7 protein-coding genes are annotated in these 12,557 nt (G+C 73.0%); 2 read left to right on the top strand and 5 right to left on the bottom strand.

Going from position 1 to position 12,557, the window contains the following annotated elements; all coding sequences use genetic code 11:
* The first annotated feature begins 57 nt into the window (after nt 1-57).
* Both K4S16_RS26880 and K4S16_RS26875 read left to right on the top strand, forming a co-directional pair.
* Entirely contained in the window at nt 58-2,094 is a 2,037-nt protein-coding gene (locus tag K4S16_RS26880) for a flotillin family protein (protein WP_149261812.1), read from the top strand.
* 110 nt (nt 2,095-2,204) lie between these two features.
* Nucleotides 2,205-7,070, top strand: a complete 4,866-nt coding sequence (locus tag K4S16_RS26875) for a DNA repair ATPase (RefSeq protein ID WP_149261811.1) — start codon at nt 2,205-2,207, stop codon at nt 7,068-7,070.
* Between the two features lie 22 nt (nt 7,071-7,092).
* On the opposite strand, the gene K4S16_RS26870 is transcribed toward K4S16_RS26875, so the two are convergent.
* The 5 genes from K4S16_RS26870 to K4S16_RS26850 all read right to left on the bottom strand — a co-directional run bounded on the left by K4S16_RS26870 (nt 7,093) and on the right by K4S16_RS26850 (nt 12,543).
* Entirely contained in the window at nt 7,093-8,367 is a 1,275-nt protein-coding gene (locus K4S16_RS26870; protein WP_149261810.1) for a sodium:proton antiporter, read from the bottom strand.
* A 127-nt stretch (nt 8,368-8,494) separates the two neighbouring features.
* Nucleotides 8,495-9,037, bottom strand: coding sequence for a DapH/DapD/GlmU-related protein (locus K4S16_RS26865; protein WP_149261809.1), 543 nt, complete (start codon nt 9,035-9,037; stop codon nt 8,495-8,497).
* Between the two features lie 78 nt (nt 9,038-9,115).
* Nucleotides 9,116-10,066 (bottom strand): LysR family transcriptional regulator, encoded by a 951-nt coding sequence (locus K4S16_RS26860; RefSeq protein WP_149261808.1) that lies wholly within the window; start codon nt 10,064-10,066, stop codon nt 9,116-9,118.
* 59 nt (nt 10,067-10,125) lie between these two features.
* Nucleotides 10,126-10,761 carry a TetR/AcrR family transcriptional regulator gene (locus tag K4S16_RS26855; protein WP_149261807.1) on the bottom strand — a complete coding sequence of 212 codons (636 nt, stop codon included), beginning with the start codon at nt 10,759-10,761 and terminating at the stop codon, nt 10,126-10,128.
* A complete protein-coding gene (locus tag K4S16_RS26850; protein ID WP_149261806.1) occupies nt 10,762-12,543 on the bottom strand; it encodes an amidohydrolase family protein in 1,782 nt (593 codons plus the stop codon).
* Between the last annotated feature and the right edge of the window lie 14 nt (nt 12,544-12,557).

Genomic DNA, 12,557 nt, shown 5'->3' with positions numbered 1-12,557 from the left:
CTCCCGGCCCCGCCCGGCCCCCCGCGTTCTCATCCCCTCTGGCAGACAGGGATCTCGATGGACACCATCACGATAGGAGCCGGTGTGCTCCTCGCTCTCGCGCTGCTCGTCGCCCTCGGCCTCGTGCTCATGGTGACCCGGTTGTTCCGCAAGGTCGACCAGGGCCGCGCGCTCATCATCTCCAAGCTCAAGAAGGTCGACGTCACCTTCACCGGCGCGATCGTCCTGCCCGTCCTGCACCGCGCCGAGCTCATGGACATCTCGGTCAAGACGATCGAGATCGAGCGGACCGGCCGGGACGGGCTGATCTGCCAGGACAACATCCGCGCCGACATCCGCATCACGTTCTTCGTCCGCGTCAACAAGACGGTCGAGGACGTGATCAAGGTGGCGCAGGCGATCGGCACCGAGCGCGCCAGCAACCAGGAGACGCTGCAGGAGCTGTTCGCCGCCAAGTTCTCCGAGGCCCTGAAGACCGTCGGCAAGCACCTGGACTTCGCCGACCTCTACACCCGCCGCAACGAGTTCCGCGACCACATCATCCGCGTCATCGGGACGGACCTGAACGGCTACAGCCTCGAGGACGCCGCCATCGACCACCTGGAGCAGACGCCCCTGCTCTCCCTGGACAGGTCGAACATCCTCGACGCCCAGGGCATCCGGAAGATCACCGAGCTGACCGCGATCGAGCACGTCCGCACCAACGAGCACGCCCGCAACGAGGAGAAGGAGATCACGCGCCAGAACGTGGAGGCGCGCGAGGCGATCCTGGAGCTGGAGCGCCGGCAGGCGGACGCCGAGCTGCGGCAGGAGCGCGAGGTCGAGACCGTCCGGGCCCGCGAGGCCGCCGAGATCGAGCGGGTCAAGGCCGAGGAGCGGCTGCGGGCGCAGGCCGCGCACCTGCGCACCGACGAGCAGCTCGGCGTCCAGAACGAGAACCGGGACCGCGAGGTGTCGGTCGCGGCGAAGAACAAGGAGCGGGTCCTCGCGATCGAGAGCGAGCGGATCGAGAAGGACCGCCTGCTGGAGGTCATCGCCCGCGAGCGCGAGACGCAGCTGACCCGCATCGCGGCCGACAAGGAGGTCGAGGCGGAGAAGCGGGAGATCGCGAACGTCGTCCGCGAGCGGATCGCGGTGGAGCGGACGGTCGCCGAGCAGGAGGAGGCCATCAAGCGGCTCCGCGCGGTCGAGGAGGCCGAGCGCGCCCGCCAGTCCGTGATCATCCACGCGGAGGCGGAGGCGCAGGAGAACCTGGTCAAGGACATCAAGGCCGCCGAGGCGGCGGAGGCGGCCGCCGCGCACCGCGCCCGCGAGGAGCTGACGCTGGCGCAGGCCCGGCAGGAGACCGCCGAGCTGGACGCGCAGGCGAAGATCAGGCTGGCCGAGGGGCTCCGCGCGGAGGCCGCCGCGGCCGGGCTCGCCGAGGTCCAGGTGCGCGAGCGCGACGCCGAGGCCATCGAGAAGGTCGGGCGCGCCGAGGCCGCGGTCGCGCGGGAGAAGGCGATGGCCGAGGCCGACCGGATCCGCGAGAGCCTGAAGGCCGAGGCCGAGGGGCTGACCGAGAAGGCCGGGGCAATGGCCGCGCTGGACGAGGCGTCCCGCCAGCACGAGGAGTACCGGCTGCGCCTGGAGGCGGAGAAGGACGTCCGGATGGCCGGCATCGAGGTGCAGCAGAAGGTCGCGGAGGCGCAGGCCACCGTCCTCGCCACCGGGCTGGAGCAGGCCGACATCAGCATCGTCGGCGGCGACTCGGTCTTCTTCGACCGCCTGGTCGGGTCGGTCGCCCTCGGCAAGAGCGTGGACGGCTTCGTCCAGAACTCCGAGGTCGCGCGGGCGGTGGCGGGTCCGTGGCTGGACGGCTCGGCGAGCTTCACCGAGGACCTGTCGCGCGTGCTCGGCGCGGTCGACACGGGCGGCGTGCGGGACCTGACCCTCTCGGCGCTCCTGCTGCGCCTGATCAAGTCGGGCGGCCCGGACACCGCCGGCCTCCAGGACCTCCTGGACACCGCGCGCCGCCTCGGCGTCGCCGACGCCCCGCTGCCGAAGGCCGCGCCGAACGGCACCGATCTCACCGTCGGCGCCGCGGCCCGCTGACACGCGCGGCGAGCCGCCGGACGGCGGCTCGCCGCAGGACGGACCGCTTGGACGAGGTCGGGGTTCGGCACGCGTTGCGGTAGACGAACGGGAGGCAGGTGGGCGTGGACATGACAGAGCCCGGCGCGGCCGGGAACCGGCACGCGGAGCCGGACCACGGCACGTACGAGGTGCTGCGCGCGCGGCTCGCCGGGCACGCCGGCGAGCTGGCGCGCCGCGCGGAGGCGCTCAACGCCCGGCGGCTGGAGGTCTTCGGGGGCTCGGACCTGCGGCTCGCGGGCACCGAGCGGATCCGCACGGCGCACAACAGCGTGCCCCGCGACGTGGTGGCGCTCGGCGGGGTGCTGCTGTTCGGCTGCAACGCCTTCCTCGGGCTGAAGCCCGAGACGACGGTCGACGACGTCTTCTCGCTGCACCGGTTCACGCGCGGAGAGGACGGCGTCCGGTTCGTCCAGACCGGGCCGGAGGCCGTGCTGGGCCTGCTGGACGACCCGCGCTTCCTGCGCGACTTCGCCGACATGTACCGGTACTACCGGCAGGCGCGGCTGCTCCAGCTGCGCCTGGTGGAGGGGCGGCTGCTCGCCGTCTTCCAGACCGGTCCACGCCTGTCGGACCTGCGCGTCCTGCGGTGGCGGACCGCGCCGGACGGCGGCGTCGCCTACGAGGACAACCAGGGCGAGCGCGACCACGCGTTCCCTCCCGCGCACGACGTCGACTGGGTGGAGGCCACACGGGACGACCACGTCGCCGGGCGGCACCCGCACATCTCGATCGAGGGCGAGGTGTTCGTCGAGACGATCGGCGGGACCCTCACCGTCAAGATCGAGGACAACACCGGGACCGGCGAGGGGATCTACTCCGAGCCGGTGGACGAGCCGCTCCAGTCGCTCGCGGACGCCGACGTCCTGCACGCGCGGGTCGGGGCGCTGATCCTGCTGCGGATCAGGCCGTACAACGAGTCCGCGTGGCGGCACCTGGTGTTCAACGTCCGCACCAAGGAGGTCGCGCGGCTCGACGGGATCGAGCAGGCGTGCCGCCGGCTGCCGGACGACCACGGGATCATCTTCCCCGGCGGCTACCACCTCGACACGGGCGCCGCGAAGACGTTCGACACCGACGTCGCGGGCCTGGAGTACGAGCGGGTCGTCCGCTCTCCCAACGGAGAGGACGTCCTGTACGTCTTCCACTCGCGGGAGGACGGCCGGTCGCTGCTGCTGCCCTACAACGTGATCCGCAAGCAGGTCGCGACGCCGATCACCTGCCACGGGTACTCGCTGTTCGACGACGGGACGCTCGTGGTCATGCGGGCGCTCTCCGACGAGCCGTCCCGCGTCCACCCGATGCAGATCTGGGCGACCCCGTTCGTGTCCGACGCGCACGCCGCCGCGCAGCCCGTCGGCACGGGCCCGCTGGAGCGGGTCGGCAACGCCGACCTCGTGCGCGGCGTCTCCGAGTGCCTGTCGATCACCCGGATGGCGGCGGAGACGTCGCCGTCCGGCCGGGTGTTCGAGGCGCTGATCGCCGCGTGCACGCGCGCGGCGGACCTGTACCCCTGGCTCGGCGACGACCGGCTCGGGGACCTCGCCGCGCCGCTCGCCGAAGTCCGCTCCACCGCGGGCCAGGTCCTGGACGAGTACGAGAAGGTCCGCGCGCTCACCGGGCAGGCGGCCGCCGCCGTCGCCGAGGCGGGCGAGCGGCTCGCCGCCCTGATCCGCCGCGCGCGGACCGAGGAACCGGAGAGCGCGGACGGCTGGGTCTCCCGCCTGGCGGAGTTCCGCCGCGCCCAGGGGCACCTGGAGACGCTCCGAGACCTCCGCTACGCCGACGGCGCCCGGATCGACGCGCTCTCGGAGGACGTCCGGGCGGAGCTGGACGAGGCCGCGCGGCAGGCCGTCGAGTACCTTCAGGGCGAGGACGCGTTCACCGGCTACCACGCCGAGGTCGAGCGCATCGCCGAGGCGGCGCGCGCCATCGGGACGGCCGCCGACGCCGCGCCGCTGGCCGCCCTCCTCGACGCCCAGAACGAGGGGCTGGACGTCGTCACCGAGGTCGTCGGCGACCTCGACGTCACCGACGCGACCGCGCGGACCGCGATCCTGGAGCGCGTCGGCGAGGTGCTCGGCGGCCTCAACCGGGCCCGCGCCGTCCTCGACGACCGCCGCCGCGAGCTGCTCGCCCGCGAGGGAGGCGCCGCGTTCGCCGCCGAACTCGGCCTGCTCGACCAGGCCATCGCCGGCGCCCTCGCCGCGGCGGCGACCCCCGAGGACTGCGACGCGCAGCTCGGCCGCCTGCTGCTCCGCCTGGAGACGCTCCAGGCCCGCTTCGCCGAGCCGGAGGAGTTCCTCGCCGAGCTGGAGACGAAGCGGACCGAGCTCAACGAGGCGTTCACCTCCCGCAAGCAGACGCTCCTGGACGAGCGCGCCCGCCGCGGCGACCGGCTCACCGAGTCGGCCGACCGGATCCTGTCCGGTGTGCGCCGCCGCGCCGCCGCGCTCGCGTCCCCCGCCGAGGTCACCGCCTACTTCACGACCGACGCCATGGTGCGCCGGCTGCGCGCGATCGCCGACGAGCTGCGCGCCCTGGGCGAGGCCGCCCGCGCCGAGGAGCTGGACGGCCGCCTCAACGCCGCCCGCCAGGAGGCCGGCCGCGCCCTGCGCGACCGCCTCGACCTGTACGGCGACGGCGGCGGGACGATCCGGCTCGGACGCCACCGGTTCGCGGTCAACACCCGTCCGATCGAGCTGACCCTCGTCCCGCACCGCGACACGGTCGCCTTCACGATCACCGGGACCGACTACCGCGCGCCCGTCCACGACGCGGACTTCGCCGCGACCCGCCCCTTCTGGAGCCAGAGCCTCGTCTCGGAGACGGCGGAGACCTACCGCGCCGAGTACCTGGCGGCGTCGCTCCTCGCCGCCGCCGACCCCGGCGACCTGCGCCGGGCCGCGGCCGACGGCCGCCTGCTCGCCCTCGTCCGGGAGACCGCCGCCGACCGCTACGACGAGGGGTACGAGCGGGGCGTCCACGACCACGACGCGGCACGCATCCTGGAGGCGCTCCTGCGCCTGCACACCGAGGCGGGCCTCCTGCGCTACCCGGGCGAGGCCCGCGCCGCCGCCCGGCTCTTCTGGACGCACGGTCCCGACGACGCCGAGCGCGCGACGTGGACGGTCCGCGCCCGGTCGCTCGTCCGCGCCCGCGAGGCGTTCGGACGTCCCGGCGCCCTCACCGGGCTGACCGAGGAACTCCGCTCGGCGATCGAGGCGTTCGCCGACCGCGACGCCATGCCCGCCCCCGACCCGCTCGCCGCCGAGTACCTGGTCGAGGAACTCGCCACCGCCCCGGACGGCTTCGTGACGAGCCAGGGCGCCCGCACCCTGCTGAAGGACTTCACCCAGGCGCTCGGCGACGTCCCCCTGGACGAGGACCTGCGCGGCGCGGGCACCCTCGCCGCACGCCGGCAGCTGGCCGAGGCGTGGCTCTCCGCCTACCTCGGGACGGGGGCGGACGGCGACCCGGCCGACCTGCCCGAGGCCGTGTCCATGCTCCTGTGCCCGTCCGCCCGGTACGACTCGCCGGCCGCGCTCGCGGCCACCATCGACGACCTGCTCGGCCGCCACCCGCGGATCACCGGCCGCCGGCTCGACCTGCGCCTGGACGAGCTCCTCACCAGGACGCACCGCTTCCGCACCGAGCGGGTCCCCGCCTTCCGCGCCTACCAGCGGAAGCGGAACGAGCTGGTCGCGGCGGAGGAGAAGCGCCTGGGAGTGGCCGGCCTCCGCCCCCGCACGATGAGCGCGTTCGTCCGCAACCGCCTCATCGACGAGGTCTACCTCCCCCTCATCGGCGACAACCTCGCCAAGCAGCTGGGCGCCGCCGGCGACGGCGAGCGCGCCGACCAGATGGGGCTGCTCCTGCTCGTCTCACCGCCCGGCTACGGCAAGACGACCCTGATGGAGTACGTCGCCGACCGCCTCGGCCTCGCCCTGGTGAAGGTGGACGGCCCGGCGCTCGGCCACGGCGTCACGTCCCTCGACCCGTCCAAGGCCCCCGACGCCACCGCCGCCCGCGAGGTCGAAAAGATCAACTTTGCGCTCGACATGGGCACCAACGTCCTGCTGTACCTCGACGACATCCAGCACACCTCGCCGGAACTCCTGCAGAAGTTCATCCCGCTTTGCGACGCCCAGCGCCGCATCGAGGGAGCCGAACGCACCTACGACCTGCGCGGCAAGCGCTTCGCCGTCTGCATGGCGGGCAACCCCTACACCGAGTCGGGCCGCCGCTTCCGCATCCCCGACATGCTCGCCAACCGCGCCGACGTGTGGAACCTCGGCGACGTCCTGTCCGGCAAGGACGAGCTGTTCGCGCTCAGCTACATCGAGAACGCCCTGACCTCGAACCCCGTCCTCGCGCCCCTTGGAGGCCGCGACCGCGGCGACATCGAACTGCTCGTCCGCCTGGCGGCGGGGGACCAGACCGTCCACCCCGACCGCCTGTCCCACCCGTACTCCCAAGCCGAACTGGACGACATCCTGTCCGTGCTCGCCAAGCTCCGCTACGCGCAGCAGGTGGTCCTGACGGTCAACCGCGTCTACATAGCCTCCGCCGCCCAGGACGACTCGTCCCGCACCGAACCGCCGTTCCGCCTCCAGGGCTCCTACCGCGACATGAACAAGCTCGCCGAACGCATCCTCCCGGTCATGGACGACACCGAACTGCAAGCGGTCATCGACGACCACTACCGGGCCGAGTCCCAGACCCTCACCTCGGACGCGGAGGCCAACCTCCTCAAACTCGCCGAACTCCAGGGCACCCTCACCCCGTCCGAGGCCGAGCGCTGGACCGAGATCAAAGCCGCCTACCGCCGCGCCCAGACCCTCGCGGGCGCCACCGACGACCCGTCCGTCGGCGCCCTCCTCCACCTGGCCGACAAACTCACCGCAATAGAGACCACCCTCCGCGACACCCGTTGAGGCGCCCGGTCGCGGCTCCTGATCAGGGAGTGGGCTCGCGATCCGCCCCGGACTCGGCGGCCGGTCCGTCGCCGCCTTCGGCGGGGGCGGGGCGTCGGAGGCGGGCGCGGGCCTTTCCGAACCAGGCCGGGACCTCGCGTTCCTCATCGAAGCCGCGTGCGACGACTATGTCGGTGGAGGAGTGCGCGAGGATCGACAGGGTGATGGTGACGCCGACGAGGTGGAAGATCTTCTCGCCGGCGGGGATGCCCGACTCCAGGACGAGCAGGCCGTAGACGACCGAGGCGAAGCCCTTGGGCCCGAACCACATCACCGCGGCCTGCTCCCGTGCGGTGAGTCCGGAGCGCAGGAACGACACCCAGATCGCCACCGGGCGCGCGACCACGAGGGCGAGGACGGCGAAGGCCCAGCCGGTCCAGCCGACGTCGCCGAGGAACGCGGGGGACAGCAGCGCGCCGAACACCAGCAGGGCGGCGAGTTTGAGCAGTTCGGCGACCAGCTCGCCGAACTGCTCGAACGTCTCGCGGTGGCGGTGCCCGACCGTCGCGACGGTGACGCCGGCGGCGAACGCGGCCAGGAACAGGTTGCCGTGCGTGGCCTGCGCGGTGGCCAGCACGAGCAGCCCGATGGCGACGGCGTTCAGCGGCTCGTACTTGGGCGCGATCGCGAACCACCGGGTCCGCACCAGCATGATCGCGGCCCACGGGATCGCCACGCCGATGGCCACCCCGCCGGCCAGCTCGGCGCCCAGCTCACCCAGATGCAGGCTCTCCTCGCCCCGCGCGATCGCCAGGAACAGCACCACGAACGGCAGGACGAGCCCGTCGTTGACGCCCGACTCCACGTTCAGCAGATGGCGCAGCCGCGGCGGCACCTTGTCGTTGCCGACCAGCGCGGCGGCGAACACCGGGTCGGTCGGGGTGAGGATCGCCGCTATCAGCAGCGACTCCACCCAGCCGAGCCCGACGACGTAGTGCGCGAAGAGCGCGGTGACCAGCAGCGTGAGAGGCAGTCCCCAGCCGAGGGCGCGGCCGGGCAGCCGCCAGGCGCTGCGCAGGTCCTGCCAGCCCGCGTGCATGCCGTCGGTGAACAGCACGGCGAACAGCGCCAGCTCCGCCAGCTCGGACACCAGCGTGTCGCCCGGCTTCAGAGTGATCAGTCCGGTGACGCCGTCGCCCAGCAGGAACCCGCCGACCAGGAACAGCGCCGCCGTCGACAGCACGGTGCGGTGGGCGAGGTTGGACACCAGCACCGCCAGCAGCAGCATGGCGGCGAAGGCGAGCAGAAGGTTGGTCATACCGGGGCTCTCTCGGGAATGGCGGACGCAGTGCCGACCAGACTTCCCGGCTCACCAAGCCACGACCCTAACGGGACTCACGGGTCGATTTCCACGCACGCCGCCCCTCGGCCTGCTCCCGCCGCGGTCACCACTGCCTGTTCAGGGTCGCTTTCGGGCCGGTCACCAGGGTTGCGGGCGGGACGTCGTCGGCCACGACCGCTCCGGCGGCGACCACCGAGTCTCGGCCGATGCTGACGCCGGGCAGGACGGTGGCGCCCGCGCCGATCCACACGTTCTCCGCAACGTCGATGGGCGCGCCGGTCAGCCACTCCCGGCGCTCCCCGGGATCGACCGGATGGCCGACGGTGATGAACGTGGCCTTCGGCCCGACCATCACGCGCTCGCCGAGCCGGATGCCGGCGTAGTCCAGGAACGTGCAGTTCTGGTTGATGAACACGCGCTCCGCGAGATCCAGGCGCAGGCCGTGATCGGTGTAGAAGGGCGGGTAGATCGTGGCGCTCGCGGGCAGCGGCCTGCCGAGGATCCGTTCGAACAGCTCGGCCTTGCCCGCTTCGTCCTCGAAGGGCAGGACGTTCAGGCGGGAGGTGAGCTCCGTGGCCCGGAGGACCCTGTCGGACATGGCCTTGAACTCGGGGCTGTGGATGCGCATGAGGCGGTCGCTGGGCATGCCGCGATCCCTTCTGGTGAATCGGTGAGATGGGGCTCAAGGGGAGGCCGCCATCAGCGGTCGGCCGGGTCGCCTTCGTCAGGCGGGCTCTTGCGATGCCTCTTCGGGCGCCCAGGACGGGAGCCAGACCGGGTCGGGGAGGCTCGGCAGGGTTCTGAGGTGGGCGATGATTCCGCGTAGTCCCGGATGCGGGTTCGTTCTGGGGAGGATGAGCGAGAGCGGGTACGCGAGGGTCGGCTCGACGATGGGGATGCGGCGCAGGTCGTAGCTCGCCGGCCAGATGTAGCGGTCCCGGGCGCCGACGAGGGTGGCCACGTCGGCGGAGTCCGCGAGGACGTCCAGGAGCACTTCGTCGCCGAAGTGCGGGCCCGCCGCGTCGATGCGCAGGTCGAATCGGGCGGCGAGCCGGTCGTAGAACTCTCCCCACTCGCTTCGGGGCGCGATGCCCGGCACCCATATCCGGTGCTTGCGCAGCCGGGCCGGGGTCAGCTCCCGCGCGGAGGCGAGCGGGTGGCCCGGGCCGACGAGGAGTTCCAGCGGGGAGTCGAACGCCCGGATCATCCGCACGCCGGACGGCAGGGCGGCCGGGTCGGTCACGGTGCGGAACGAAGCGTCGATCTCGCCGGCTTCGATGGCGGCGACCGCCGCGCGCGGGTCGTCGACCCGGAGTGTCACCACGTCGAGGTCGGTCCCGGGATGCGACCGCCAGTACTCGTGCAGGACGACGGCCTGCGCGCTCCGGAAGCCGAGGACGTCGATGCGAAGGGCCCGCGACCCCGGCCTGACCGCGGTGACGGCGCGCTCCACCCCGGCGACGACGCTCCGCGCGTGGGGGAGGAACGCCTGGCCGTCGAGGGTCAGCTCCACCCCTCGCGCGGTACGCGTGAACAGGCGGACTTCCAGATCGCGCTCCAGTGCGGCGATCCGCTTGGAGACCGCCTGCTGCGTCACGCCCAGCTCGTCGGCCGCGTGCCCCAGCTGACCGAGCTCGGCCGCCCGGACGAACGATCGCAATGCCTCGGTGTCCACCGGTTCACCCTAGGCGCGCACAACCGACCGTTGTGGCGCGCCGGGAACCGGTTGTCCGGTCACGCGCCGCCGACGCTCACGCGGGTCCGGCGGACGGCGAGGAACTGGGCGAAGTCGGCCAGGAAGTCGAGGCGGGCGTCCTCGACTGCGGGTTCGGGGACGAGGGTCCTGGAGATGGTCTCGCCGTCGAGGAGGTTGCGCGCGGAGGAGACGAGCAGGTGGAGGGTCTCGTCGGGGAAGTCGTCCAGGGCGGGGACCCGGCGGGCGAGACGGGTGATGTCGGTGAAGAAGCGCTCGGCGACGGGGGACAGCCGGGCGCGCAGGGCGGCGTCGGTGCGGGCGGCGACCATCAGCTCGAACCAGACGACGTTCTCGCGGTCGCGGTGGCGGCCGCGCATCCACTCCAGTGCGGCGCGCAGGTCCGACGGCGGCGCGGCGGCCAGGTGGTCGGCGGCGGCTTCGAGGTGGTGGGCGGCGACCCGCTCGGCCGCGGCGACGACGAGGTCGAGCCGGGACCCGAAGTGGCGGAACAGCCCGCCGCGCGAGACGCCCGAGCGGGCGCAGACCTCGCCCACCGAGGTGCCGGCGTAGCCGGCTTCGGCGATGGCCGCGATCGTCGCGTCCAGCAGCCGGGTGACGGTCGCCTCCTTGCGTTCGCGCTGGGTGCGCCGCCGGACGGGCTGCTGGGCGTCCACTCAGCCGACGATAGCAGCCGGGCCCGGGAGGGTCCGGGGGTCGACGGTGCCGCGCGGTTCGCCGGCCCGCAGGAAGCGGCCGGTGCGGCGGCGGCCGAGCTCGGGGGCGTACTCGCCCGCGCCGAAGATCCGGGTGCCCGCGACGAACGTCGCCACGACGGTGGCGTCGTTGCGGTTGACCATGCGCCGCAGCCCGCCGAACGCCTCGACCGGGGCCTCCTGCGCCTGGTCGAGCTCCGGACCCAGGTGGTCGGGGTCGACGATGACGAGGTCGGCGCGATCCCCCTCGCGCAGGAACCCGGCGTCCAGCCCGTACCAGGAGCCCAGCTCGCCGGTGAGCCGGTGGACGGCCCGCTCGATCGTCATGAAGCCCTCGTGGTGGGCGCGGCGCAGCAGCCGCAGCGGGAAGTTGTAGAACGCCATGTTGCGCAGGTGGGCCCCGGCGTCGGAGAACCCCATCTGCACCTCGGGCAGCGAGCTGAGGTGGTTCAGGGCCTGGGGCCGGTGGTTGGAGATGGTGGTGTGCCAGCGGACCTTCGGGCCGTGCTCGACCACCAGGTCCAGGAAGGCGTCGACCGGGTGCACGCCGCGCTCGTCGCCGACCTGCCCGAACGTCCTGCCGACGGCGGACGCGTCGGGGCAGTCGACGATGTGCGCGTCGTACAGGTCGCGGTGCCACACGCGCGGCGTCCACCGGTTCTCGTACTCCCGCCGGAAGCGCCGCCGGTAGGCCTCGTCCTGCAGCAGGGCGTTGCGCTCGACCTCGTCCTTCAGGTGCAGCGCGGCGGCGCCGGCGCCGAACTCCTCGAACACCACCAGGTCGATGCCGTCGGCGAACACCTGGAACGGGACGGGCAGGTGCTGCCAGCGGAAGTCGCCGCCCAGCCGGTTCACCGCGCGGGCCAGCGGCCCCATGATGTGCATGAGGAACGGGTTGGCCTTGACGTCGGCGGCGGTCAGGTAGCTGGTCTTCAGCGGCTTGGTGCCGCCCCGTCCGATGGAGGCCAGCAGCGCGGGGATCAGGGAGACGGGCAGGTTGAGGTTCGGGATGGACTGCAGGACCCGCCCGGAGCTGCGCAGGATGCGGTAGAGGCGGCGGCGCTCGGCGCGGGTGCCGAAGGTGGAGGGAAGGGTGCGCGAGCGGTAGCGGTCGCCGTCCAGCTTGTCCCAGGGGTTGCGCATCTCCGACATGCCGATCATCCCGGCGCGCAGGGCGTCGACCAGCAGCAGCTCCATCCTGCGCAGCTCGGCGCCGGTCGGGGCGGCCTTCGCGTCGGTGGAGCGGCCCAGCCCCATCACCGCCGCGCGCAGGTCGGAGTGGCCGAGGAACGCGGTGACGTTCGGGCCCAGCGGCCGGTCTTCGAGCGCCGCGATGTACTCGGCGGCCGAGCCCCAGGTGTCGCGGTGCCGTCCCAGGATGGACAGGACGTGCTCGCGCGGCACGGCCTCGACCCTGCTGAACAGGTCGGCCGCGTCCAGGGGCTCGACGTGGACGGTGCCCAGCGAGCACGACCCGAACACGACCGTGGTGACCCCGTGGCGCACCGACTCGCCCAGTCCAGGCGCGGCGAGGGCCTCGACGTCGTAGTGGGTGTGGATGTCGATGAAGCCCGGCATGACCCACTTGCCGGACGCGTCGACGACCCGCGCGCCCTCCGCGGGGAGGTCGGCGGCGGAGACGGCGGCGACCTTGCCGTCCTTGATGCCGAGGGTGCGGATCGCGGAGGGCGCGCCCGTCCCGTCGAACCAGCGGCCGCCGCGGATGATGACGTCGAAGCCCATGGCCGACATAGAAA

The organism is Actinomadura sp. K4S16 (assembly GCF_008327685.1).
Classification (GTDB): domain Bacteria; phylum Actinomycetota; class Actinomycetes; order Streptosporangiales; family Streptosporangiaceae; genus Spirillospora.
This window is presented reverse-complemented; position numbering and strand designations above follow the sequence as displayed.